22 protein-coding genes are annotated in these 25454 nt (G+C 41.4%); 19 read left to right on the forward strand and 3 right to left on the reverse strand.

Annotation, left to right across the window (positions count from 1 at the left end; all coding sequences use genetic code 11):
- Positions 1–24: 24 nt before the first annotated feature.
- From HR060_RS04720 to HR060_RS04740, 5 genes are read left to right on the forward strand one after another with little or no spacing between them, the layout of a single operon-like run.
- Positions 25–2193 carry an SLBB domain-containing protein gene (locus HR060_RS04720; protein ID WP_174199133.1) on the forward strand — a complete coding sequence of 723 codons (2169 nt, stop codon included), beginning with the start codon at positions 25–27 and terminating at the stop codon, positions 2191–2193.
- The gene (locus HR060_RS04725) at positions 2193–2912 is read left to right on the forward strand and encodes a CpsD/CapB family tyrosine-protein kinase (RefSeq protein ID WP_174199134.1); all 720 of its coding nucleotides are present in this window, start codon (positions 2193–2195) and stop codon (positions 2910–2912) included. Before HR060_RS04720 ends, HR060_RS04725 begins: the two co-directional genes overlap by 1 nt.
- A gap of 34 nt (positions 2913–2946) precedes the next feature.
- Positions 2947–5106, forward strand: a complete 2160-nt coding sequence (locus HR060_RS04730) for a response regulator (RefSeq protein WP_174199135.1) — start codon at positions 2947–2949, stop codon at positions 5104–5106.
- Between the two features lie 6 nt (positions 5107–5112).
- A complete protein-coding gene (locus HR060_RS04735; RefSeq protein ID WP_174199136.1) occupies positions 5113–6654 on the forward strand; it encodes a SpoIIE family protein phosphatase in 1542 nt (513 codons plus the stop codon).
- Between the two features lie 54 nt (positions 6655–6708).
- A complete protein-coding gene (locus tag HR060_RS04740; RefSeq protein WP_174199137.1) occupies positions 6709–8154 on the forward strand; it encodes a sigma-54-dependent transcriptional regulator in 1446 nt (481 codons plus the stop codon).
- A 48-nt stretch (positions 8155–8202) separates the two neighbouring features.
- On the opposite strand, the gene HR060_RS04745 is transcribed toward HR060_RS04740, so the two are convergent.
- Positions 8203–9159, reverse strand: coding sequence for an NAD-dependent epimerase/dehydratase family protein (locus HR060_RS04745; protein ID WP_174199138.1), 957 nt, complete (start codon positions 9157–9159; stop codon positions 8203–8205).
- 309 nt (positions 9160–9468) lie between these two features.
- Between HR060_RS04745 and HR060_RS04750 the strand changes: the two genes are divergently transcribed.
- From HR060_RS04750 to HR060_RS04785, 8 genes are all read left to right on the forward strand, one after another.
- The gene (locus HR060_RS04750) at positions 9469–10488 is read left to right on the forward strand and encodes a glycosyltransferase family 4 protein (protein WP_174199139.1); all 1020 of its coding nucleotides are present in this window, start codon (positions 9469–9471) and stop codon (positions 10486–10488) included.
- A gap of 216 nt (positions 10489–10704) precedes the next feature.
- The gene (locus tag HR060_RS04755) at positions 10705–11886 is read left to right on the forward strand and encodes a glycosyltransferase (protein WP_174199140.1); all 1182 of its coding nucleotides are present in this window, start codon (positions 10705–10707) and stop codon (positions 11884–11886) included.
- A 43-nt stretch (positions 11887–11929) separates the two neighbouring features.
- Entirely contained in the window at positions 11930–13135 is a 1206-nt protein-coding gene (locus HR060_RS04760) for a glycosyltransferase family 4 protein (protein WP_174199141.1), read from the forward strand.
- Positions 13136–13150: 15 nt separating this feature from the next.
- On the forward strand, positions 13151–14596 hold the full coding sequence (locus tag HR060_RS04765) for a lipopolysaccharide biosynthesis protein (RefSeq protein ID WP_174199142.1): 1446 nt from the start codon (positions 13151–13153) through the stop codon (positions 14594–14596).
- On the forward strand, positions 14583–15989 hold the full coding sequence (locus HR060_RS04770) for an O-antigen ligase family protein (protein WP_174199143.1): 1407 nt from the start codon (positions 14583–14585) through the stop codon (positions 15987–15989). Before HR060_RS04765 ends, HR060_RS04770 begins: the two co-directional genes overlap by 14 nt.
- Positions 15982–16788: a hypothetical protein gene (locus tag HR060_RS04775; protein ID WP_174199144.1), complete on the forward strand. Its 807-nt coding sequence runs from the start codon at positions 15982–15984 to the stop codon at positions 16786–16788. Before HR060_RS04770 ends, HR060_RS04775 begins: the two co-directional genes overlap by 8 nt.
- Positions 16769–17377, forward strand: a complete 609-nt coding sequence (locus HR060_RS04780) for a hypothetical protein (RefSeq protein WP_174199145.1) — start codon at positions 16769–16771, stop codon at positions 17375–17377. The genes HR060_RS04775 and HR060_RS04780 overlap by 20 nt, the downstream gene beginning before the upstream one ends.
- On the forward strand, positions 17370–18284 hold the full coding sequence (locus HR060_RS04785; RefSeq protein WP_174199146.1) for a DUF4114 domain-containing protein: 915 nt from the start codon (positions 17370–17372) through the stop codon (positions 18282–18284). Before HR060_RS04780 ends, HR060_RS04785 begins: the two co-directional genes overlap by 8 nt.
- A 2-nt stretch (positions 18285–18286) precedes the next feature.
- Here the strand turns inward: HR060_RS04785 and HR060_RS04790 are convergent, their stop codons facing one another.
- Positions 18287–19252 carry an endonuclease/exonuclease/phosphatase family protein gene (locus HR060_RS04790; RefSeq protein WP_174199147.1) on the reverse strand — a complete coding sequence of 322 codons (966 nt, stop codon included), beginning with the start codon at positions 19250–19252 and terminating at the stop codon, positions 18287–18289.
- Positions 19253–19342: 90 nt separating this feature from the next.
- Here HR060_RS04790 and HR060_RS04795 point away from each other — a divergent pair, with 90 nt between their 5' ends.
- The 3 genes from HR060_RS04795 (at position 19343) to HR060_RS04805 (ending at position 22604) form a co-directional block, all read left to right on the forward strand.
- Positions 19343–19900 carry a DNA-3-methyladenine glycosylase I gene (locus HR060_RS04795; RefSeq protein WP_174199148.1) on the forward strand — a complete coding sequence of 186 codons (558 nt, stop codon included), beginning with the start codon at positions 19343–19345 and terminating at the stop codon, positions 19898–19900.
- A gap of 92 nt (positions 19901–19992) precedes the next feature.
- Entirely contained in the window at positions 19993–22089 is a 2097-nt protein-coding gene (locus HR060_RS04800; RefSeq protein ID WP_174199149.1) for an LruC domain-containing protein, read from the forward strand.
- 11 nt (positions 22090–22100) lie between these two features.
- Positions 22101–22604, forward strand: coding sequence for a hypothetical protein (locus tag HR060_RS04805; protein WP_174199150.1), 504 nt, complete (start codon positions 22101–22103; stop codon positions 22602–22604).
- 158 nt (positions 22605–22762) lie between these two features.
- Here HR060_RS04805 and HR060_RS04810 read toward each other — a convergent pair whose 3' ends face one another.
- Entirely contained in the window at positions 22763–23344 is a 582-nt protein-coding gene (locus HR060_RS04810) for a heme-binding protein (RefSeq protein WP_174199151.1), read from the reverse strand.
- A gap of 196 nt (positions 23345–23540) precedes the next feature.
- Between HR060_RS04810 and HR060_RS04815 the strand changes: the two genes are divergently transcribed.
- From HR060_RS04815 to HR060_RS04825, 3 genes are all read left to right on the forward strand, one after another.
- Entirely contained in the window at positions 23541–24338 is a 798-nt protein-coding gene (locus HR060_RS04815; RefSeq protein WP_174199152.1) for a formate/nitrite transporter family protein, read from the forward strand.
- Between the two features lie 107 nt (positions 24339–24445).
- Positions 24446–24634 (forward strand): hypothetical protein, encoded by a 189-nt coding sequence (locus tag HR060_RS04820; RefSeq protein ID WP_174199153.1) that lies wholly within the window; start codon positions 24446–24448, stop codon positions 24632–24634.
- A 431-nt stretch (positions 24635–25065) separates the two neighbouring features.
- Entirely contained in the window at positions 25066–25440 is a 375-nt protein-coding gene (locus HR060_RS04825) for a hypothetical protein (protein WP_174199154.1), read from the forward strand.
- Positions 25441–25454 lie beyond the last annotated feature (14 nt).

The following is a 25454-nucleotide window of genomic DNA, read 5'->3' on the forward strand; positions in this document are numbered from 1 at the left end:
GACGTTGCAGTGGAGGCTAGAACAATGAATACCGCTCATCAAAATCAACTTGTCCGTGTGTTGTTTGTCATTTGGGTAGCCCTTATCAGCGCTATCAGCTTGATCTCTCAGCCTTGTATGGCCGATACATACAAGGTGCAAGTCGGTGATTTAGTTCGCGTGTCTTTACCTGGTGAAGAAAGCCTTGATAAAACCTTTACTGTCGATCGCCTTGGCCGTATTCACTTACCAGAAGTTGGCACTATAGACGTGGCTGGCTTAGCCGAAGCTGATATGGAATCAAGAGTACAGCGTCATTTAAGCACAGTATTTCAAGATTTATTAAACCTTAAAGTGTACGTATACAAGCGCCAGTTATTGTTAAACGTATTAGGTTATGTTGATAACCCAGGTGAAGTAGTTTTACCTGCTGGAAGTAGCATTCAGCACGCATTAAGTGCTGTTGGTGGCATGCGCAAAGGCGCACAATTAAACAAAATTCAATTGCGCAGAATCGTCACTAATGAGCAGGGCGAACAAAAAACAGAACAAATCGTTTTCAATTATAAACAATATTTAGATACAGGCGATCACAGCTTATTACCTATCTTACAATCTTTAGACATGATTTTTGTGCCTGCATCGCCAATGACAGGCAATGTAGAAGTGGAATTCGACCCGTCAAAAATAGCTGATTCAGGTGATGCAGCATCGAATCAAGACGCCATCAAAGTCTTTGGTGAAGTAAATAGCCCAGGTAGTTTTTCATACAAAGAAAACCTTTCATTACTCGATTTAATTATGCGAGCAGGTGGTGTAACGCGTTACGCGGGCGTTGAGAAAATTCGAGTGATAAGCAACAACAAACCTGAGTTATTCGACTTAAAAGGCTATTTAGACTCAGGTGATGAAAGCTTACTCCCTATCATTCAAGCGGGTACGACAGTATTTGTTCCTAAGCAAGAAGAAGAAATTAAAACTGGTGCCAAAATGGTTTACATCATGGGTGAAGTGGCCAAGCCAGGTGCTTATGAAGGTAATGACAATGTCACCTTCATGGATATTTTAGCTAATGCTGGTGGTCCCACGCGTTTTGCTGAATCGCGTCAAATCAGAGTATTGAAAACAGATGGCTCAGTTGTACCCTTTGATTTAGCCGCCTATACAGAAGGTTTAACAGCGAGCAAACCACCTAAAATTGTTGCCGGTGATGCGATTTTTGTACCTGAAAAAACAGATATGAATGAAAAATCGTGGTTAAAAGTTGCACCTAATCGAGCAGTTCGCGTGATGGGTGAAGTGGTGCGTCCTGGCCGAATAGAATGGTCTGATGAAATGTCTTTACTCGATTTATTAGCCCATGTTGGCGGCCCTACAGCGCGTGCAGATACATCGAATATCGAGATAATGACACCCAATAGCAAAGGCACTAATAGCGTGTATGTTTTTAACTTTGACCAGTACATGCAACAAGGCTTAACCGATAAAGACTTACCGACTATCAGCGCAGGCGCAACAATTCGCATTCACGACCTCCCCCAAGACCCAAGTGATAACAAAGCTCAATGGGTAAGGCAAAGCTCCGAAAAGTCAATTTATATACTCGGTCAAGTTGTCGCTCCAGGTCGTTATATGTTTACCCCTGAGATGCACTTTTTAGATATTTTAGCTGCTGCAGATGGCCCTAACGGCAATGCCGATATTCACAATATTCGCATCAGTCACCGCAATAAAAAATATGCCAAAGTAACTAAGTTAAATCTGGCACTTTATTTCGAAACAGGTGATGAGAACTTACTGCCTAAAGTGACAATGGGCGATACGATTTATATTCCAGAGAAAAACCGTATCTGGTTGGACAAATCAAAAGAAAGCACGATTCGCGTTTTAGGCGCAATCAACAAACCCGGTCGTTACAAATTTGACGACACTATGACCATTCTTGATTTATTAGCAGAAGCGGGGGGCACGACCGCAGGTGCTTATATTGAAAAAATTACCGTAGTCAACCTAACCTGTTGTGCGCAACAAGCAAAAACATTCGATTTATCTGAGTTTAGTAAAACAGCTGATTTTACATCCTTACCCGTATTGAGGGCTGGCGACACGGTTTACATACCCAACCAAGCTGAAAGCAGCATGGCAAAGGCCCGAGTTATCCTAAAAGACTTAGTTGAAATTGCCTCAGTAGCAGTACTAATTGGAGGTTTATAATGTTAAGCGCGTTACACAACGAAGTTGAAAACATCTATAACCAGGTTTTTGCAAGAGATATACAAACACTAGCCATTTGCTCAACTAACCCAAGGGAAGGCTGCACGACACTAGCACAACTATTAGCACAAAGATGCCTATTAACTGGCAACCGTACCCTACTTGTCGATTTAAATTCACACCACTCGAGTTTAGCGCCATTGCTCATACTTAACAAAGAGCGAGAAATTAACCAAGGAACCTCTTTACTAGCACCTCCGCAGCTGATTGAAACCGACAAACAAGCCATGATTGGTATTCCCGCACCCAAGCGCAAAGAAGCCATATTAAAATTGCGCGCCCCAGATAAGCTAAAACAACAAATTGATACTTGGCGTAAAGACTTCGATTGCGTCATTATTGATACTACGCCGCTGAGCCGAGTTAATCACAATAATATTCCAGGTGATGTGGTTGCTGGCAGTTGTGATGCCAGTATTTTAATGGTCAAAGCGGGTGAAACAACCGAAGAGATGGTTGAAGCGAGTTTGGCACAGTTAAATAAACAACAAGCCAACATAATAGGCACAGTGATCAACGACCAAAACAACCCAACATTAAAAGATGAGTTACTGAGAAAAGCCACCAATTTAAAAAAAGCTAAATATATACCAGCGTGTTTAGTCAATCGCTTAATACGTAATATACATAGCAGCAAGCTGTTAAATTTAAATATTTAATCTGATTTAGGAAAATAAAACAAGGTACTTGGGAATGGCAAAGGACTACAAAATAAAGTTGCTACTAGTGGATGACGAAGTTGAAATACTCAACGCCTTAGAACGGGTATTTCGTCGTCAAGGGTATGAACTTTTTACTGCAAATTCCGGCTTACAAGCGCTAGAAGTATTAAAAAACAAAAAGATAGATATCGTTATCTCTGATGTGCGTATGCCAAATATGAGCGGCCCTGAGTTCCTACATCAAGCTTATAAACATTGGCCTGATACCATTCGTATTGTGTTAACCGGACAAGCCGATATGGAAGACACACTCAAATTAGTCAACGAATGTAATATTTTCCGTTACTTTAATAAACCATGGCAAAAAGAAGATTTACTATCCGCCGTTGCGCAAGCTGCAGAATCTAGGCGCCTAAAACTTGAAAACCAACATTTAGTAGCGCTAACCGAAGCGCAAAACCAGCAACTAAAAGAGCTCAATCAAATACTGAGTAAAGAAGTGGCGACGAGCCATCAAGAACTGTCCATTACCAAAGAAAAGCTTGATGATGAACTGCAAATAGAGCAAGAGCTAAGACAAGCACGCGAAACAGCAGAGCGAGCCAACCAAGCAAAAAGCCGGTTTCTCGCGACCATGAGCCATGAGATTCGCTCGCCACTCAACGCCATCATAGTTATGAACGACTTACTGCTCGAGTCAGGCTTAAACCCAGAACAACAAAAACACGCACAAATGGCTAATCAAGCAGGTCAAATGTTGCTGTCTTTAATCAATGACATCCTCGATTTTTCTAAAATAGAGTCTGATGAATTAGTGCTAAATAAACAATGGTTTAATTTATCTGCACTGGCTAAAACAGCGCACAGTATTTTACACACGCAAGCGGAGTTAAAAGGTATTGAACTCGAGCTTGATATCAATCCCAATGTGGCTGGCGAATTTAATGGCGACGAGGTGAGATTAAAACAAATTTTCATCAACATGCTCAGTAATGCAATTAAGTTTACCGAGCAAGGTTATGTGCGACTCAATATCTATCGAGAAAACCCAAATAATACGTTAGTTATTCAAATTGAAGATTCAGGTATTGGAATAGCCAAAGAACAACAAGCGAATATTTTTCGTGAGTTTGTTCAAGCAGAAGAAGACACCACGCGTCGCTTTGGTGGCACGGGCTTAGGTTTATCAATTGTTAAACGACTTATCGACTTAATGGGAGGTGCAATCAATCTGATCAGCACACCAAATGTAGGCTCAACGTTTATTATTACCGTTCCTTTAGAGTATCGAGAAATTAAGATTTCTGACACAAATACACGCTCTGTAACAGAACAGGACAAAGCACTTACTTTTTCTCCTGCTAAACTTTTACTCGTAGAGGATAGCCCGGCTAATGTCGCGGTGGTTGAAGCGCTGTTAAAGCGCCACCCACTGGAACTTGAAATAGCCAACAATGGGCAGATAGCAGTCGATAAGGCCACAAACACGCCTTACGATGTAATCTTAATGGACTTATCCATGCCTGTAATGGACGGTATTACGGCGACAAAACTGATTCGTAAAGACGCACAAGCTAATCGCAATACGCCGATAATTGCGATGACGGCAAATGCTTTTACCGAAGATAAAATTCGTTGTTTTAAAGCGGGTATGAATGATTACTTAGCCAAACCCATTGATACCAAAGCTTTTTTTAATAGCTTACACAAATGGCTAAAGGACAAGGACGATATGCTTAATAGCATCACAACGGCAGTTCCAGAAGCAATTGATCAGCAAGGCGAGTCAATCGAGGTTGAAAGCTTAGTTGACACAGCACTTATTGAAGCAAGTCTCCCCTTGCTAGATGAAAATGTATTAACCACACTCGCACGTGATGTGAGCTTGGCTATCTTGCCAGATATTCTCGCTATCTATAAACAAGAGACCCCAGAGCGCATCGCAACAATTGAAAAACTACTTGTCGAACGAGATTGGCCCGCAATATCGAGCGAAGCCCATGCTCTGAAAAGCAGCTCAGGTAGTTTTGGTTTATCCCAGTTACAACAGCAAGCCAAAGACATTGAGTTAGCCAAAACAGCAGAGGAACAATCCGGCGCAGCCGATTTAATAAAGCAATTAGCACAAGTCTACCAAGACTCTGTTGATGCTTTAGATAGCTTTGTGAGTGAATTAAAACAAGCTCAGTAAGCCTAGATGAAGTTCTCTCATACCCTACTATCGACTAAACAAAGCGCCAGCTATCAGCATATTAGTCAATGCCGCCAGGCATTGACTAAGACCCTACAAGCCCTTTCGCTAGATAAAAGCTTAGTGGGCAATATGTGTCTGTGCTTTACAGAGCTAGCCAATAATATCGTTGAGCACGGTAGTAATACACACGGTATTTATTTTAAATTGGAGCTCATTTCATGTTCCACCCACTGGCAATTAAAGTTAACTGATAATGGTCAGGCATTTGATATTTGCCAGACTGAAACAGCGAGTTCTGGTCTGGATACACTCGATGCCTTCGCTGAAAACGGTCGAGGTATCGCACTAGTTCATACACTCTGCCAAGATATCAGCTATCAGTACCAAGTCGAAGGAAATATCTATTGCTTACAATGGCCTAAATGTACGGCGCTTAAACCTAGGCTGTTGTTAGTGGATGATGACTTAACGATACGCACCCTTTACAAAGCCTACTTGTCACCAGACTTTGAAGTGGTTGAAGCCAGTGATGGCGAGCAAGCTCTGATCTTGCTCAAGCAAAAACAAGTCAACTTAGTCATCGCCGATATCAACATGCCAGTCATGAATGGCGTTGAATTACTACAAGCGATAAACCAAGACCAAGCAATTAGTGCCGTGCCTTTTATTTTTGTTACTGGTTCAGATGATGAAAATACCCTAAATCAAGCCGATTACCTAGGCATCGATTCAATGTTGCACAAACCCATCAATAAAGAAGGGTTGTTAAAAGCAACACAAAGAGTACTCACTCGACATCAACAACTCAAAACCAAGCTCAACTTAGATCTGGACAGGCAATTGCAAAGACTACTTGCCCCGCGCTTACCCGATAGTGTTTGGCAGTACGATTTAGGGTTGAAAATGATAAGTGCAAATTTAGGCGGTGGTGACTTTGTCATTTGCCAAACATTGAGCAATGGCGATTTACTCATTGCACTCGGTGATGTCATGGGACACAACAGCCAAGCTAAATTTTTTGCCCATACTTATGCAAGCTATATTCGTGGCTTGTTGCTCAGCTTAGTCGAAAATAAAGCTAATATTGGCATTACAGAGTTGATGAGTAAACTTAATGATTTTGTCCTCACAGACCAGCTTGCTTGCCAATCAATGTTAACGTGCCAGCTTATAAAAATAAGTGAGTGTTCACTTGAAATAGCCAGTGCTGGTCATCCCGCCCCCATTTTATTTGACCAAGAGCAAAACACTCTTTCACAGCTGCCTTGCCAAGGTATTGCGCTGGGCTTACTCGAAGATATTGAATATAAAAGTGAAGCCATTCGCCTAGATAAAAAACAGCGACTATTGTTTTATACGGATGGCTTATTCGATGCCGAATTGAAAACGGCTAATAGCTTAGACTTAAGTCAGTTTATAGAATCAGTCATCATTCAAACTCGTGGACAATCAACTCAAGCGGCTCTACATTACATTATGGATCAATTTAGCCAAGTATGTAGCTTGCCTCCCTCCGATGACGCGCTATTATTAGTTATAAATTAGCCTTAATTATCAATACCTTTCTTAGCTAAGACAGGCAATGGAGCAGAGCCGAATATGTCGTTAACCGCAGCCAAAAAGCCCTATGTTTTACTGGTCGAAGATACCAGTACCTTAGCGGCCATTTACCAAGGGTATTTAAAAGATCAAGAAATTGAGCTGCTACATGTCAGCACAGGTCAAGCCGCTCAAGATGCCATCAAAGAACGCGCACCTCAGGTCATTTTATTAGATTTGAAACTGCCTGATATGTCAGGACAAGACATCTTAAAATGGCTTAAAGGACAAGGTTACCCTAGTGCAGTCATCGTTATCACCGCACACAGCACTGTAGATATTGCCATTGATGTAATGCGCTCTGGTGCAGATGATTTCTTAGAAAAACCTTTTGATGCCAGTCGCTTAATCACCACGCTTAATAACACGTTAAAACGCCACAAACTAGAAAACATAGTAGAAGAGCTTCAAAACAATTTTAACCGAGATAAATACCACGGTTTTATTGGAGGGAGTTTACCTATGCAAGCGGTTTACCGAATTATTGATGCTGCCGCACCAAGTAAAGCCTCAGTTTTCATCACTGGAGAAAGTGGTACTGGTAAAGAAGTATGCGCAGAGGCCATTCACCAACAAGGTCCAAGAAAAGACAGTGCCTTTGTGCCTTTAAACTGTGCAGCCATTCCAAAAGATTTAATGGAAAGTGAAATTTTTGGCCATATGAAAGGGGCTTTCACAGGTGCGAATACCGAGCGTCAAGGCGCTGCAGAATTAGCCGATGGCGGCACCTTATTCCTCGATGAAATTGGCGAAATGGATATGGACTTACAGTCTAAACTATTGCGCTTTATTCAAACGGGTACCTTTCAAAAAGTCGGCTCGAGCAAAGTGCAAAAAGTTGATGTGCGCTTTGTCTGTGCAACAAATCGCGATCCATTAGTCGAAGTAGTAGAAGGACGCTTTAGAGAAGACCTTTACTACCGTTTACACGTTGTGCCTGTGCACTTACCAGCACTTCGCGATCGCGGAAAAGACATTTTGCAAATTGCGAAAACCTTTTTAAAAGCCTACTCAAAAGAGGAAGGAAAAAGCTTTACAAAATTCTCACCAGAAGTTGAAGTTATTCTCAATAAATACAACTGGCCTGGCAATATTCGTCAACTGCAAAACGTGATTCGAAATGTAGTGGTTTTACACGAGGATACCAGTGTACAACCTGCTCATTTGCCACCACCACTTAATACTAGCCTAGCCATGCCAGAAGTAGCTAAGCCAGAAGCAACCGCCGCGCTAGATGGTGCGATGTTAGATAACCAAGCCATTCAGCAAGCACAGGCTGAGCCGAGCATAGATAATATCAAGCCGTTAGCCATAGTGGAAAAAGAAACCATAGAGCAAGCCATTTCACTTTGCGACGACAATATTCCAAAGGCTGCTGCCTTGTTAGAAGTCAGCCCCTCTACTATTTATCGCAAACAAAAGAGTTGGGAAGAGCAAGGCCTGTAATAGATTTGTGTTGTCGTTGCCAGCTAAGAACGACAACACATTAACGGCTTAACCCATCAAATACGATATATTTCCTACTGTTATCTTCTGCATGGCCAATGGCCGCTCAACATTGGTAAAAACCTGTTTTAAACCGCTGAATAAATCAACCTGACAATCAAAATCTAATAAGCGCTTGGCCAAATGATTCGAGCCGATACTCAATGCATGTGTCGTCGGTAAGTTAATATCGCGAATGATCTCAATGTGCGCGCGCATTATGCTATTGCACATATGAACTAAGTGTTCAGCGGTCGTCTCTTTGCCAGAGCAAATATTAATTAATTGTGCGCTGCCTAATTCTAATTTAGCTGCCTTGATAAATGCATTAATCGCATCATCAATATAAACGAAGTCGTATAAATTATGCCGATTAATAGCTACCGTGAAGTAACGCTCATTTTTGTGGGCTTGCATAAATGTCTCTTGCATACGCCCAATTAGCGTGTGTGGTAAGTTGCAGTGCCCATAGACATCAAACATTCTAAGCCCCGTCATTTGTACCTGATATTTCATCATTGCTACACGTGCATAATGCTCAATAGCAAGTAAGCTTGCCCCGGTAAAATTAGTGGGATTGGCAATTGAATTTTCAACCAATGGAGCATCCACATTATTGCCATACACAGCCGAAGATGAGGCATAAACAACGGGAACTTGATTTTCACCGGCGAGTTTAAAGACCTCTAAAGCCACTGACAGAGTATTTACATGGGGCTCAGTTAAATCAGGTAAAAAATAACAAACACTGGCACGGCTCATCTGGTGCTTGAGTGCCTTGGTGTTGTCAAAATCACAAGATATAAATTGGTAATCTTGATTGATGACCATCGAAAAATGACGGCTAACTTCTAGCTCAGGCATAGCAGTGTCGACACATACTACCTGATGTCCTTGCTTAACTAATTTGTCGATCAACGCTAAACCTAAATAGCTGTGTCCGCCGACGATAAGATACTTTGCCATAACTGCTAACCCTAAAAAGTAGTTTCATTGCAGTGACAAGAGCAACCAATGTGCCAACACGTCAAAAAATCAATTTACTCCTTATTTTTCATATGCTTAAAAAACAACCCTTACCAAGTTTGCAAACTGCAACGAGTCTGAAGAATGCAATTTGCAAGGCAAACTCGCAAATTGCAGTTCAAAACACGAATAAAACAACGCCAGCCATAGCCACTTACAACTAAACAACTGAAAAATATAGCTTTTAAAATTTAGGTATTGATATTGCTACCTTTCGATAAAGCAGTCTCGTAATATGAGAGGAAGATCATGTCACAGAATAATAGACAAGTTTGGCAAATTTTAGATAGCCGCAATTTTGGTGGAATTGAGAGTCATGTATTACAACTTTGCTTGGGCCTAAAAAGCCAAGGTTGGTTAGCAAAAGTGGTATTTGTTCAACATTACGGTGAACACCCTTTATGGCCAAAACTTAAAGCTCATGGTATTCCTTACACTGTTTGCCAAGCAGACAAAAACAGCTTAACCAAAATGCTGGAGCAAGAACGCCCCGCATTGATTCACACGCATGGTTACAAGGCAGGTATCGTCACACGCTTATTAGCTAAATTTAAGCATATCCCTGTTATCAGTACTTACCACGCCGGTGAAGCACCAACAGGTAAAGTAAAAATATACGATTGGATAGACCGTTACTCAGGCTTTTTAGCTGATGATCGCTTAGCGGTTAGCCAAGATGTGAAAAAGAAAGTTCCTACCGCTTGCGACGTGACGAAGAACTTTGTCGACATTAAAAATATGACGCTAAGCGAAGGCCAACAAATTGCTTTTGTCGGTCGATTAAGCGAAGAAAAAGGCACAGACAACCTTCTGGCCATTGCACGTTCGTTACCTCATGTCGATATCCATTGTTATGGCGATGGCCCTGATATGGAAAAGCTACAAGCTAATAAAACAGCTAACTTGCACCTTCATGGCCAACAAAACGATATGAGTCAGGTTTGGCCAAATATAGGCTTATTACTACTACCATCATTACACGAAGGTATGCCTATGGTAGCTCTCGAGAGTATGGCACGTGGTATACCTGTCATCGCCAGTAGTGTGGGTGATTTACCTAAGCTGATTCAACACGGTGATAATGGCTGGTTAAAATCACCGTCAGATATCAAAGGCTTTAACTTATGTATTCGCACTTGGCTTTCGGTTTCTAATGAGCGCAAGGCCAAATTGTCACAAGTAGCTCAAGATGTTATCCGAGAAAATTACTCTTTCGAAGCCGTGATGCCTGAGTTAGTAAAACGCTATCAATCATTAATTGCAGCCTAAATTTCCTTTCCCAAAGTTTGCAGAGGTCAGTTTAAAAAAACAGCCTCTGCTTTTTTTACCTTGTGTTTTGCATTTTTCAAATCGCTTTGCGGTTTGCAATCTAAGCATCACAAAAAGCAACAAAAACAAAAAAAACCATATATTTCAGACAGATAAAAAGTTGGAACAACCTTTGCTGTATCTAGAGAAAGCAGCGAATTGAGCAAAGAGGTTAACGTGAATATTTTGTATGTGCATTATGGTGACGACGGTTTACGCGGTAGCGAACAATGTTTATTGAACCTACTTGAGAACTGTGAACAGATGAAAGTAACACCTGTAGTTTGGACAAATAATTTATCACTGTGCCAAACAGCTGAAAGATTAGCCATCAAAACGATTTTTAGCGAATTTAGTGTTTTACTCGGTTGGCAAAAACCGCGTTGGAATTTTGTTGCAGCTTACAAACAAGTTCAACAAGGTGTCGACTTAATCAAGCAACATAAAATAGACTTAGTGCACTGCAATAGCGCTGCACCAACGCAGTGGATGCAAATAGCCTGCAAGCGTTGTAATACAAAGCTTCTTACCCACTTACACGCACCTTACCCACTAAGAGATAGATTAACCTTAGGTATTGCTAATGCAGATAAAATAGTTTGTGTTAACGATCAGATTGCTCTGCAGTGCTTTGATGATGGCGTGCACCCAGATCGCGTGACTCAAATTAGCAATGGTTTAGATTTGTCGAAGCAAACTCAGCGCTTCCCAATGAATTTAAAACAACAGCTAGGGATTAAAAACCAGAAGAAATTACTGATCACCGTTGCGAGTTTACAGCAAGAAAAAGGTGTCGATTTATGTATTCAGGCACTCGCTAAAGTCAACAGTCAACAAACAGTACATTTAGCCATTGTTGGCGAAGGTCCTGAGCGCGATCAACTGATGGGTTTAGCAAAATCACTTAACATCGCTCAGCGCATTCATTTTTTAGGTGCAAGCGATATTGTGCCCAGCTTACTGCATGCAAACGTCGATGGGTTTATTTGTGGCTCACGCGCCGAATCTTTTGGTTTAGCCATTGCTGAAGCTATGTTGGCAAAATGCCCGGTAGTTGCCCCAAAAGTAGGCGGCATTCCTATGTTGGTGAAACATCAACAAACAGGTCTTTTATATCAAGCACAAGACACAGCGGCATTTGCAGAAGCGATAGAGCTGCTAATAGAGTTCCCTGCCCAAGGCAAGCAAAGAGTAGAGCTTGCTTATCAACACGTTCGCGACAACTTTAGCATGGATCAGCACATTCAACGCTTTTTAACCTGCTACCAAAATTTATTGGCGGACTCTAAAGATAAAGCCAACAAGCTTTGGCCAGCTTACATGCGCTTATTCAAATTAATGTGCAAAGTCACTGCGTAATTCAATCACTTTAAATAACACCTGATTAATGAGGAATAGCATCATGAATGCTCAGGAAAATAAGCCGGTACAACAAATTTTAATTTACGATCCAATTGCCTTTTCTGGTGGCTCTAAAAAAGCGACTCAGAATATTGTGAATTTGCTGACCGATGAGCCCATTGAGCTTATTGTCGTAACATCGAACCCAACAGATTGGCAGGGTCTAAAGCACTACCATCAATGTGTTAAATTAATAGAGCCTAAGTTTCTCGCACAAGCCGAAATGGGGATATTGTATTTTATTCGCCACTTTGTCTTAATGTTACAACTCTTGATTGCGCAAGCTCGCTTTGGCCAATTCGATAAATTACTCGCGACATCAGGCCCAGGGGTCGATTTAGCCATGTATTGGATGAAAAAGGCGAGCTGTAGCACGGCACAAATTATCCAGTTGATCCAAGGTCCTATTGCTAAATCAAAAACAATTGCCAAATGTTTATTCGTAGCCGATCGTATTTTTTACCTTCCCAGTTGTTTAAAGAGTATTGAGCAATGCTTAAATAACTATTTAGAAAGGTTGGACAACCAACCGAAAAAGCAAGAGTTACTATTAATATTCAGTAGTAAGAAAGAAGCAGGTCATCTGGGTGAGCTCAATAACGGCCTGAGCCAAGATGACTGGCCAAAAGATCTCGTAACAGAAAAAACGCTGAGTCAGGTCAATATTATTTGGACTGCATCATTGTTAAAATGGAAAGGCCTAGATGTGCTACTCAATGCCCTAAAGTTATTCCATAAAGATACCTGCCCACCCACAAGTATCTGCTACATTAAACCTAGCCAAACAAACTTGGCTGTGACCAAAACCCCAATCAAATTAACCAATGTACGCTGGTATGAGCAGCATCCTAACCTGCACGAGATTCGCCAACATCACTCTGTTTTCATTTCAACCAGTGAGAATGAGCCTTTTGGTTTAGCCATCTTAGAAGCAATGGCTACTGGTTTACTGGTCATGATCCCAAGCGATGGTGCTTATTGGGATCAGGTATTAACGCACAACGAAAATTGTATTAAATACAAGCCCAACAACCCGGTTGATTTAAAGATTCAGATAGATCGTTTAGTAGAACACCCGGAATTGATTGCCGGTATAGCCAAAGGCGGCCTGCAAGTTGCGCAAGCTTATCAAGCAGAAAAAACTTATCGCCCTATCGCTGATCAGTTAGCACAACCTGTTTTTAGCCCAGCAACTGTGCCGCAGTAATTAAGGGATAACCTTATGCGTCAGTTACTGAAATTACCTAAACTGTCGGTTCAAAACCCGCTAGTGGCGACGGCTATGTACGCCATTAGCATAGTGTTTATGAAAGGCTTATCACTGATTATGCTGCCTTTTTTAACACACAATTTGAGCCAAGCAGAATACGGTCAATTAGAGTTACTGGCGAGCTTGGCGGCCATAGCCAGTGTGATTGCTGGGTTAGGCTTAGCAGAGGCTTTATTTCGCTTTGCTGGAATGGCAGATGATGCTGAGCAAGCACAAAACCATTTTGCTCGTTTGCTCAACCTAGCTATTTGGGTTGCGGTTTCCGTAACCTTAATCAGCCAAATAAGTTTAGGTAGTTTAGCCATTTGGTTACCTGAAACACTGGCGATACTTGATATTCGTATCGTGATGCTCACCATAGCTTTTGAAGCTATGATTGCCCTGCCACTGGGCTGGCTCAGAATGCAAAACAGGGTGATCGCATTTTGTCTAATTGTCTGCAGCCGAGCATTAATTCAAATATCACTGACTTACGCATTAGTTAGTCAAGGTTCAGGGGTGACAGGCATTTTACTCGCGGGTTTAGTTTCTGCTGGGCTCTCAACTATTTGCCTATTGTACTGCGTCAAAGGTGATTTTAACTTCAGTTTTAACAATCAAGCCAATAAGTATCTCAAATACAGTGTACCTATGATGCTAAGCGGGATTATCGCTTTTTGTATTTTAGGTGCTGATAAATGGGTATTGGCGCAATATGCTAGCTTAGAGCAAGTAGCCATTGTTGCTGTTGCCGCTAAATTAGCGTTAGCAACGGTTATTTTACTGCAACCTTTCAGTATGTGGTGGTCACCTAGACGTTTCACCACACTAAAACAAGAAGGTGAGCAACGGTTAACTTACTTCACTCAATTAGGCTTAATTTTGGCCGTAACGGTTGGCATTGGCCTGTGTTTCATCTCGCCGTTATTAATTGATTTGCTGGTACCAGAGAGCTATCACTCAGCCATTTATATCGCTCCCATCTTAATCTTAGCTATGGTGTTAAAAGAGGCGGTCGAATTAATTAACATTGGTTGTTTAGTCGGTAAAACCAGTAAATGCCAAGTCGTGATCAATGCAATTGCGGCTCTTATCACCTTAGCCTTGCTTTTCATTTTGATTCCCAAAATGCAAAGCACAGGTTTAGCCTATGCCTTATTACTGGGTCAAGCAGCGCGTTTATTGATGTTTTTTGTCGCTAGCCAGCACTATCTACCTTTATCTTACTCATTGATTAGATTGATCTTTTTAACTTCAATTGGATTTACAATTAGCTTTACCCTACCGCTTAATTTATCAGCTTGGCATGCTGCCTGCTTTGCTCCTGTTATCGGTATTACATTTTTCGCTTTGGCTTATCTTTGTTTATTTCCAAAAAAAGCGAATGGGTTAAAAGGCATCATACATGCGTGGCATTAGTCAGACAGGCTTCAATTTAAGTATTAAAAGAAACTATGTCATTGTTATTGGCTACATTTTGCTGATTGCCCTTGCATGGCGTTTTATCCCTCACCCCGTTATCGTTTTTGCAGCAGGCCTGGTGCCATTAGCTGTGCTATTTGTTCTGCGCTTTCCATTTCAAATGGTGCTGTTGTTCGTGGTCTTTTCTTTTTTCCGATTACACGAGGTTTTTCCACAACTTTATCCGTTGAAGGTCCCACTTTTATTATCGTTAGCCAGTTTAGCTGCGCTCATATGGCACATAGGTTTAACCAAAAAAATTCAAATGTTTTGGCGACCTGAACTCACTTGGATGACGGTATTTTTTGTCTTGGTCTTGATTGGCGTGATCATGGCCAGTAACCGCCCCATCGCCATTGCCTATTTCAAAGGTATTTATTGGAAAATAGCCATTATGACCTTCGCTATTGCTTGGCTAACACGCTCAGAAAAAGACTTTGCTTTTGCTGCTAAGCTGATCACGTTATCGGGTATTGCGGTCGGTTGTGTTGCACTGTTTAACAAAGCCAATGGCTTGGAAATGGTTGAAGAAACTCGAGTGACGATCGGTCGATCAATTGGCTCAGTACTAGGTGACCCTAACGACCTTGCTTTGGTACTTATGTTCCCGGCGGCTTTTGCCATTGCGTTAATTCTCAATAAAGGTTTAGGCAAATTTGCTTTTGTGATGGGAATTATCGGTGCGCCAGTATTGTTTATGGCAATTATTGCGACCCAAAGTCGTGGTGGTTTACTCGGTATCTTGGCCGTGTTCGGTATTTTTGCTTATCGAAAAATAAAGTCCAAAGCATTATTTTTTATCTTGGGTGCTGTCGCTATGGTCGTGTTATACGCGGTGGCGGGTATTTCTGATCGAGCTTCAGGTGGCGCGGCTGAAGAGGGTATCGATGCCTCGGCTATGGGGCGCTTATATGCTTGGGAGGCCGCATTTGGTATGGCGCTGCACAACCCGTTGACAGGTGTAGGTGTTGATAACTTCTATTCTAACTACTATTACTACAGCCAACATTGGGATGGCTTAAATCACGCAGTGCACAGTACTTGGTTTGGTGTCTTAGCAGAAACAGGCTTTCTCGGTCTCATTGTATTTTTAATCATCATTGGTCACTTACTTAACACCGCTTACAAAACCTTAATCAGCTTAGAGCGATTGCAACGTCAAGGTCACACTATACCGCCGGCACTCTTGGCGGTAACTCAAGCTGTGTATGCAGGGATGTTAGGCACCATAGTCTCAGCGACATTTTTAACTCAAGGGTTTACTTGGCCAATTTATATTTTAGCGGCGCTGATTGTTGCAGTGGCGCAGTGGCACCATATTTTTGTCAAAGATAAACTCAAGTATGACTAAATTTAGTCTCTACACTTGCTCACTGGTGCTAATGGCATTGGTGCTCGCTTATAGTCCGCTCTATCTAACACTGAATCTGCAAGCACCAGAGCACTTATCTTTGCTCCCCCTATTTTGCTGCTGTTTGGCAATTAAGCTGATACTGAATCAATCGATCGAAATGTCTAATGCAGATAAATGGGTTATCTTAGGATTGTTTTTACTCTTGCTTATACCCAGCTACCAAATAGCTTGGCTTTGTTTATTAATCCTCGCCAGCTACTTACTAACCAGAGCGGATCCCATTATTAAAAGTGCAGGTACCATATTATTGTTAAGTGCTAGCCAGCCTTTATTAGCAACTTATATGCTTAAACTTTTCCCCAATATGATTTTAAGTTGGGATGCTTGGCTAGTCAGCCAACTGCTTAGTTTGGTGTATCAAGGGATAAGCCACGAAGCTAACTTAATCATGACTCCGTTCCCCCACGATTTACTGATTTTACGCGGCTGCTCGTCGTTTACTAACTTAACTGCGGTTTGCTTACTCACCCTTAGCTTATACAGATACCATCAATTAAAAATCACACGATACGAAGGTTATTACCTTGTCTTGCTGACAGGTTTACTATTAAGCATAAATTTAACAAGGCTATATATGATGGCCGTTGACATCAACTGGTATCAATGGTGGCATTCAGAGCAAGGGCAAATGGTGTATCAACTTGGCTTTTGGTGCATTTGTTTGAGCAGCTTATATTTGGCACAAATACATAAATCTCGACTGGCAGATATTCAAAATGAGCATGCCAGAGCCTAATAAGCACCTTAAGTGGAGAAACTTCGCTTACCTAGTACTTATCTTACTGATTGTACTGGCGATCCTTTTCACTAAAGTGAACCCATATCAATCTCATAATGCAAAACAGTATTACCCTGAGCAAGCTATCTATCAAAAGCTGGCTCAACTCACCTCCAATAAAGCAGATAAAATTCAATGGTTTAACTTAACAAAAGACCGCGGCGTTCGCATTTTGCAAATAACCCCTAATTATTTAAGCAGTTGCAGTCAGGTTTTTTTCATTATGCAAATAAGTCAGGGTTCTGAGTTAACAGCTTTGTTTGAACACAAGATGAATGCAAAACAATTAACCACCGTTTACCTCTATAAAAATGAGGGATATCAATCATTTCCAGATTTTAATTTCTGGTACCACAGCTTTTTAAGCAAGCTGGAATACAAAATGCAATCCCTGTTAGCTATGGCACACCTGAGTGAGTTAAGTAGCTCAAATAATTCTGCCTTTATTGAACCTGTCATCGCTTTAGGTGTGCCGACGACTTGCCATTATGCAGATTTGGCGCTCTGGCAGCAGCTTGATTTAACAGAGGTGCAACACTATGAATAAGCTTTTCACGTACAGTTTTTCAGCACTGACATTTGGTATTTCAGCTCAAGCACAAGCGATAGATGTTGACCAACCTCCAATAACCAATGAACCTGTACCCGAAGCTATCCTAAATGCTGTTGCCACTCAGCTACCTGAAGGCAGAGCCGTTAATGCGAGCTTCTTAAATACCGATTTTTCTCCGTTTTTATCGATAAATCAGCAAGCAAATGTCAGCGTTACTTTCATTGACGAGGGTGCTGGATACAGAAACTCTTTGGGTTGGTTCAGTTTCACTGACTCTACTTTTAGCGGTTTATCCAATGGAGATATCGACTCTAACAGCGATAGTTTCATTTCTCTTAATGAGTTGGATCAGCTAAACGGGTTTGACTACGGCTGGTTATATCCCAATGCTTCAAAACAAGGTGCTGGCGGTGATTTATTGGCAGGTGATACCGTTGTAGTTGGTGATGGCGCATTTAACGCTGGTGATACGGTCAGCTTCTTTTTGGGGCAGAACAGCGCAACAGGAACCGGGGTTAGTGATGGCGTGTTAACCGGTTCTGACCAAGTATTTTATGGTTTAGATTTCTTAAACCCTGAAGCGGATTTTACCAGCACATTAGATAGTAGTTTAGAAAACTCACGACACGTGGCATTACTGTTCGCAGACGATTCGCAAGAGCAAGTCATTATGGGGTTTGAAGATTTAAACCGAGTAAACAGATTCGCTAATGACTACAATATTCGCTCAGATGAAGACTTTAACGATGCGGTATTTATTGTTTCGGCTGATCCTGCTGATGCATTTTCTGATTCCAATATCGCAACCGCACCAATTGGCAGTATGAGCAAAGGCAGCTTAGCTCTAGGTTTTGGTTTTATCTTCGCAGGCTTTTTACTGAACAACAAACGCAAAGATTAACGTTATTCGATAAGTTGTAACTGATAACTTAAACCTTTGTGATCACTACCCGCTATTTCAATTAATTGATAATCCGTAATTTGAAAGTGCGACGAATAAAAGCAGTAATCAATTTTCGTCGCCAGCAGTGGCGCTAGCCAACCAGAGGTTAAATGCCAAGTTGCGCCGTAGCCTTGCCCGGCAAAACAAGGTAAAAACTGACCGAACGCAAAATCAGGTAAGTAACCAGACCAAGGCGCAGTATTTAAGTCTCCCATCACCAACGTTGGCATCAACTGATTGAGCTGACCTTGCCGCTGTATTTTATCTTCTAATCGAGACAGTGTTTTGTTACGCAACTCGAATAACTTTTCTGTGCGAGGAGAAGGTGGATGCAAAGCGAATAATCGGATAGGCGTTTGCTGCACTTGAGCAAAAAATGTCATTTCAATAATATTGACCGACGAACTGGCCATATTGTGCACTTTGCGACTGCTGATTGGGTATTTACTAAAAACAGCAATCCCACTAGGAATACCGTACTCTGGTGGAATACTCTGAAAATCAGCAGCGAGCTCTCGATAAAAGTCTTTATTAGCGTGGTTGTACTCAAATAAAACTAAAATATCAGGCTGGAAATGACTGATTTGCTGTTTAAGGGCTGCAAGCTGATTGTTGTAATAAGAAATGTTCGCTTGAAAAACGCGGAGCGCTTTATCATTGGATGGCTCAACATCAGAGACAGGCCAATAGAAGCGAGAGAAGTTATAACCAATCGCAGTAGTAGCAATGATTGCCAATACCCAGCCACTTTTGTTAAATCGCTTGATCAACCAAGGGATCATGACTGCAGCCACCAGCGCATACTGTGCTTGAAAGCTGACGGTTAAATCGAGCAACCAAGGTAAGTCGATAGCAAACAGTTCTGCAACTATGGGTAAGTTGAGTAAACAAATTAGCAGTAAAAAAAAGCAGAAGCTAAGGTACAAATTATTCAGTAATTTAGTGCATAGTGGTTTAAGTCTAGCAAATATTAACTGCGGATCTGTAGCCCAAGTTAAACAAATAAAGGATTAATCATGACAGAACAAAAACGCTGTGGCTGGTGTGGTACTGATGAAGATTATGTCGCTTATCACGACAATGTATGGGGTAAACCTAACTATGATAGCCAAGACCTTTATGCCAAACTTTGCTTAGACGGCCAGCAAGCAGGTTTGAGCTGGATCACCATTTTGCGAAAACAAAAAAATTACGAAGCGGCATTTGCTCAATTTGAGCCAGCAAAAATTGCCTTATTTGATGACGCCAAAGTAGAAGAGTTGATGCAAAATGTCGGCATAGTGCGAAATCGATTAAAAATTCAATCTATTATCAAAAATGCAAAAGCCTGCGAAGCAATGAAAGCACAAGGTATTAACTTCAGTGAATTTCTTTGGAGCTTTGTCGGTGGTCAACCCAAAATAAATCATTTTAAAACACTAAAAGAAGTCCCGGCTCAAACCCCTGAATCAGAGGCCATGTCTAAGGCACTGAAAAAATTAGGCTTTAGCTTTGTTGGCCCAACAATTTGTTATGCCTTTATGCAAGCCGTGGGCATGGTAAACGACCATTTAATCGATTGCCCTGCTCGTTAAATCAATAGCATTTCACATTTTTTCGCCAAACTCATGTCAGTTTGGCGCGCATTTTGAAGTACCTATAGTAAATACGTTATGAGGTTTTCATTATGCAAAAATTAGGTATCAGTATTAGCAGTTTGCTAATTTTCCAGGCATTCTCATTGCAATCGGCGCCTTTTGATGATTGCCCCACGGAAGCCTTTCTAATCCAAAAACCTGAAAACACGGCTAAAACATTTGGTATTGATTTATCATTGGGTAAGTCTATTGAATTATCAGAAAATATGAACAATCAAAATGGTAAAGCCTTAAACGGTGTTGGTTTTAGTGATCACGACGATTATATGTATGGCTGGTACCATCATACTAATTCACTGGCACGTGTAGGAAATGATTATCAAATCGAATCCATGACGTTAAACAAAGTGGATAGTAATTCGCAAAATGCCAGTGGTTTCTATGCAGGTGATATTTCAACCGTCGAAAATATATGGTTTGGTTATAAAGTCGGCCTCGGCTTATTTAAAGTCTTTATTGATGGCCCTAACGCAAATAAAATGGAGTATGTAGCAGGCAGTAAAGCCAAAGCAACTCTTAACCTAACCGATATTGCATTTCACCCAGATTTTAACTTTTTGTATGCCGTTACCAATGGTACTACTGGCGATTTAGTGCGTATTTCAACTGATACTGGTGAGATCCAAGTTTTAGATCGGGTTTATGAGGGAGATAAAGCAACATTTGGTGCACAATTCTTTGATGTTGATGGCAATATGTATATCAGCTCAAACCAGAGCGGTGAAATTTATAAAATCGACATCAGTAACCCCGAACTCATCGACGAAGTCTTTGCTTATGGTCCCAAATCAAGCTCAAATGATGGTGCGCGTTGCGCAAATGCACCAGTGTTACCAGCTTCAGGCACAGACTATGGTGATGCACCCGACAGTTATGGTACTGCATTTGAAGATAACGGTGCCCGTCATGGAACATCAGGGATCACCAGTTTACGTTTAGGTGATGATATTTCAGGTACAGACGACGGTGTGCAATTTGCCACTGGCTTAGAAACAGGTGAATCGGCTATTGTCTTGATTGAAGCCAATCAAATCACTTCGACCAGTTACCTTAATGCCTGGATCGATTGGGACCAAGACGGTGAATTTGAAGCAGACGAGCAAGTGCTCGATAACTACCAAGCAAGTGCCAATAATCAAATTATGTATCAAGTGCCGCTCTGGGCCGAACCGGGTTCAACCTGGAGCCGTTTTAGAATCAGTACTACACAGGACTTAAGCCCAAGGGGAGGGGCACCAGATGGTGAAGTTGAAGACTACCCTTTAACGATAACAGAAACAGGGGTCACTTTAAGCTATTACCCAAGTGCTAGTGGTTATACCTCTTTGGTGTACGAAGACAATTACCCATCAACGGGTGATTATGATATGAATGATGTGGCGATGCAGCTCCGCATCATCAATTATATTAAAGATAACCAAATCATTCGTGTAGGGTTTGAGGGACGTTTAAGTGCCTTAGGTGCTAGCTACAAAAATGGCTTTGCTCTTCGCGTACCTGGTCTGGCAGCTTCGAAAGTTAATGGCGATCACATCAAACAAGTGTTAAAAGGTAGTCGCGTCGATGAAGCTTACCTAGAGTCAGGAGTAAGCTCTGCCAGCATTATTATTGCTGAAGATTTAACTGAGTGGATTCAAACATCAAGTGGCTGCAGCTACTACCGGACTCAAACTGGGTGTACATATGAAAACATGCCGACCTGGTCCGTCACTGTACCGTTTAACAGCGCAGTCTCAACAGGCTCTATGCCAGCTTACCCATATGACCCATTTATTTTTGCAACTACGGCAAGCTATCATGGTGATGATGCCAATACATTAATTGGCCATGCTCCGGGTCGTGCACTAGAAATTCACCTGAAAAACAAAGCCCCTACAGAGAAATTTAACAACGGCTTTTTTGGCTACATGCACGACTATAGCAATAGCTCACAAAACAAATATTTCTTAACAGAAAACGGTATGGCTTGGGCGATGGAAGTCCCTTCATCTTGGAAGCACCCAATGTCAGGTGTGAGTTTAGACCAGGCTTATCCAGAATTTATCGACTTTGCGACTGATGATAGCGGCCAGACAAATGCAACCTGGTATATGAGTCCAGAAACGAGCAAAGTATTTAACAATTAGAGGGCAGCACCATGTTTACATTCAACCAAAAGACGTTAATCGTATTATTGGCTTCAGCACTATTAACCGCTTGTGGTGGAGGTGGTGGCGGTGGTGACTCATCAGCCCCTGCTGCTACTCAGAGTACTCAAACAGCGACAGAGACTGAAGCAGCACCCGAAACAGAGACCACATTAGAAACAGCAAGTATAGATGACATTATTATTGCCGAAGATAACGATTTATCTTCAACGTTTGATTTACAGTTACAGGTATCAAAACTCGATGAGCAAAGGGTCTATTTATCTGTATGTGAAAACTATCAGGCATTGGATAATGGAGAATATGATGTCGATTATAATGGCTGCATTGTCAGAACGTCGTTAACAGATTCAGGTTTAGATATGTCATTGACATTAGCCAATCACAGTGACCAATTAGTTGCCGCCATTTGGTATTTTGATGGAAACCCACCTATTTACATAGAATGGCAAAAAACCAATGTGATGGAAGAGCAATGGTCTTTTGAGATCTAACAAAAAAGCCCACTTACATTAACAATGTAAGTGGGCTTTTACATTCATATCAAGGAGGTGTATTGGACATTTATAATGTTAAACAATAAAAAATAGAAATAACCTAAATAACAACTAAAATTTCCAGATAGACACATTTGCTATGAGAATGAGAATGGTTAATTAATTACCGAAATGGGATACATAATCTCATTGCGGCGGACAAAAGGAGGCGTCCAAGGCGGGTTGTAAAAAGCATATTTGACTTCTCCCTTAGCGATTAAGTTGTGCTCTTGCATGTACGTGTCGAGTAGTGTTTGATGCCGTGCTAAATTATCAGCAGAACTTCGGCCAGAAAATTCGATTACTGCATAATATTGTTCTGCGACTGTTATAAGCTCCACTCTGTTATCAACAGGCTTAGGAATGCTTGCCATATTGTAAGCTTTTGGCATAACAAAACTCACTTGCCATTCATTGCCTTGTTTACTCTGCTGCACCGGTGCTGTCATTGCAATTTTTTGCCCTTGCTGTTGCTGTTGCTGAACAGGAGCCGTCATTGCAATATCGGTTGATTGGGTATTATTGCCAAAAATGAAATCAGCCAATAATCGAAAGCCTCGACTAATTGCTTGGTCACGCGGCCCCTGCACCGTCACTTGAGCAATGATCATAGGGTCATAAAACCTTATCTGAATATTGTCATTGGTCCTGATAACTTGATAAGTAGGTTGCTCTATATCACCTGACACTGTCTGCACAATACTGCACCCTGCGATTGCGAAACTAGCAATCAATAAAAATAAAAACACTTTCATAAACATCGTTTTTGTCTCGTAAACTTATAAACTGATTTTACGCGGCAGATCGCAAGCTAGATTACTAACGTTTAAACAACTCATCAGATATAATGGGCGGCTTGTTATCGCTTTTACAAAAACCAATTCACAAATCAATATGGCTTACCTAGAACCCAACGAATTTGCCAGCAAAATGGTCGATGCCGGCGAGCAAAAAATATTCATGTCGACCCGAGATACCTTTATCCGCGCTTTTATGGCCGGTGCAATTTTGGCTTTAGCAGCCTTTTTTGCTATCAGTGTCATAAGTAATACAGGTAACGTCTTACTCGGCTCCATCCTCTTCCCTGTCGGCTTTATTATGTTGTATTTAATGAAGTTTGATCTATTGACGGGTGTGTTCACGTTAGTGCCACTGGCGGTGATTGATAAACGCAAAGGTTGTGATATCAAAGGCCTGCTGCGCAACTGGGGCTTGGTATTTATCGGCAACTTTGCCGGCGCGCTAATGGTCGCATTTTTTGCCTCTTTTATTCTGACTTTTGGCTACAACACAGATGGTGGTGCCATTGCAGAAAAAGTCAGCACAATCGGTGAATCGCGTACTCTGGGTTATCAAGAGCAAGGACTCGCAGGTTGGTTTACCATCTTCATTCGCGGCATGCTGTGTAACTGGATGGTGTCTATGGGTGTGGTAGGTGCGATGATATCAACGTCAGCAGGCAGTAAAATGGCAGCAATGTGGATGCCGATCATGCTGTTCTTCTATATGGCCTTTGAACACTCAATTGTTAATATGTTCTTATTCCCGTTTTCGATGATTATGGGCGGCGATTTTACAATTATGGAATACCTCATTTGGAATGAGATCCCGACCGTACTTGGCAATTTAGTTGGTGGCTTTTTACTGGTTGGCTTGCCGCTTTACCTAACCCACGTAAAGACTAAAAACTAAGCCAAAAAACAAGCTACAGAGAATCCCCTCGACAGCTTAATCACGCGAGGGGATGCAAAAAATAGCAATAATAAGCCTGCAACCAGCGCAAACCAAGGAAGGTCAATATGTGGGAAATCATCGCTAACATCATTACATCAGGTGTTGTTTTCTTTGTGCTAACACTTGTTTTTGCTATCTATGGTTCTGCCCTAGAACACAATCAAAACTACTCAAAAAAAGTCAAAGATACCTCTTTAACTGCGCTCTACTATGGCTTAAATTTAGTCGCTGTTTATTTTATTTGGTCTTACTAAAAAGTGGCGAATATGGATATTTGCTATCAAATCATAAAACTCGTTTTAATCATCCTTTTTTGGTTGCTCAATGAAAGCCAGTGGTTCTCGCTCGATATGATATTTTTCATTTGTGGTTTGCTGCTACCCTTTCTTGATTTTCTAACATCAAAAGAGAGATTTCAGCATGCATTTCCTTGGGAGTTATACCTCTTTTATGCTTACGCCATTGGCAGTCTTTTCTTCTCGGTTGATAAACCATTAATGATGCTAGGGATAGGTTATTCGCTTTCGCGCTTATTTTTATACTTTCAGCTTAAAAACAGCACAAACGAGCGACTAAAATAGCACTGTAAACACGATAAAAGCTCGATTGATTTGGTTATTTACAACTGGCCAGTTAACATGTGCCGATCGCTTAACCAATCAAATCAAAGGAATTCGTTTTACAGATGCAAACGTCCGAAACGACCAATACACAGCAACAAGATGCAACGCGTTTAAACAAAGCCAAGAATGCCCATCTGGTCACCGAGCTTCACTTTGATTTATTGAAACAATATGCCTGGTTTTCTTCTGCAGTCATCGGTGCTGTCATTGTTTTAATTCAGCTTAACGCCATCGAGATAGGGCAAGATGTTTACACGGCACTGGCCTTATTAAGCTTATCAATTTTAGTCTCGCTCACAGGACAAGATTACATTGTAGACTCCTTGTTAAAAGGCAAAGAAATTTATCAAATAGCCAAAATTTTAAAATTACTCAGGGCTATTTCAATGTTTTGTCTGGGCGTGGGCACAGGCTATATAACAGCTGAGATCATCTAAGTATGTTCATCGGC

The sequence above is a fragment of the Marinifaba aquimaris genome (genome assembly GCF_013328345.1).
In the GTDB taxonomy this organism is placed as follows: Bacteria; Pseudomonadota; Gammaproteobacteria; order Enterobacterales; family Alteromonadaceae; genus Marinifaba; species Marinifaba aquimaris.

Coding starts and splice junctions, on each gene's coding strand:
- HR060_RS04720 (WP_174199133.1), top strand. CDS start 25: ATGAATACCGCTCATCAAAATCAACTTGTCCGTGTGTTGTTTGTCATT.
- HR060_RS04725 (WP_174199134.1), top strand. CDS start 2,193: ATGTTAAGCGCGTTACACAACGAAGTTGAAAACATCTATAACCAGGTT.
- HR060_RS04730 (WP_174199135.1), top strand. CDS start 2,947: ATGGCAAAGGACTACAAAATAAAGTTGCTACTAGTGGATGACGAAGTT.
- HR060_RS04735 (WP_174199136.1), top strand. CDS start 5,113: ATGAAGTTCTCTCATACCCTACTATCGACTAAACAAAGCGCCAGCTAT.
- HR060_RS04740 (WP_174199137.1), top strand. CDS start 6,709: ATGTCGTTAACCGCAGCCAAAAAGCCCTATGTTTTACTGGTCGAAGAT.
- HR060_RS04745 (WP_174199138.1), bottom strand. CDS start 9,159: ATGGCAAAGTATCTTATCGTCGGCGGACACAGCTATTTAGGTTTAGCG.
- HR060_RS04750 (WP_174199139.1), top strand. CDS start 9,469: ATGTCACAGAATAATAGACAAGTTTGGCAAATTTTAGATAGCCGCAAT.
- HR060_RS04760 (WP_174199141.1), top strand. CDS start 11,930: ATGAATGCTCAGGAAAATAAGCCGGTACAACAAATTTTAATTTACGAT.
- HR060_RS04765 (WP_174199142.1), top strand. CDS start 13,151: ATGCGTCAGTTACTGAAATTACCTAAACTGTCGGTTCAAAACCCGCTA.
- HR060_RS04770 (WP_174199143.1), top strand. CDS start 14,583: ATGCGTGGCATTAGTCAGACAGGCTTCAATTTAAGTATTAAAAGAAAC.
- HR060_RS04775 (WP_174199144.1), top strand. CDS start 15,982: ATGACTAAATTTAGTCTCTACACTTGCTCACTGGTGCTAATGGCATTG.
- HR060_RS04780 (WP_174199145.1), top strand. CDS start 16,769: ATGAGCATGCCAGAGCCTAATAAGCACCTTAAGTGGAGAAACTTCGCT.
- HR060_RS04785 (WP_174199146.1), top strand. CDS start 17,370: ATGAATAAGCTTTTCACGTACAGTTTTTCAGCACTGACATTTGGTATT.
- HR060_RS04795 (WP_174199148.1), top strand. CDS start 19,343: ATGACAGAACAAAAACGCTGTGGCTGGTGTGGTACTGATGAAGATTAT.
- HR060_RS04800 (WP_174199149.1), top strand. CDS start 19,993: ATGCAAAAATTAGGTATCAGTATTAGCAGTTTGCTAATTTTCCAGGCA.
- HR060_RS04805 (WP_174199150.1), top strand. CDS start 22,101: ATGTTTACATTCAACCAAAAGACGTTAATCGTATTATTGGCTTCAGCA.
- HR060_RS04815 (WP_174199152.1), top strand. CDS start 23,541: ATGGCTTACCTAGAACCCAACGAATTTGCCAGCAAAATGGTCGATGCC.
- HR060_RS04820 (WP_174199153.1), top strand. CDS start 24,446: ATGTGGGAAATCATCGCTAACATCATTACATCAGGTGTTGTTTTCTTT.
- HR060_RS04825 (WP_174199154.1), top strand. CDS start 25,066: ATGCAAACGTCCGAAACGACCAATACACAGCAACAAGATGCAACGCGT.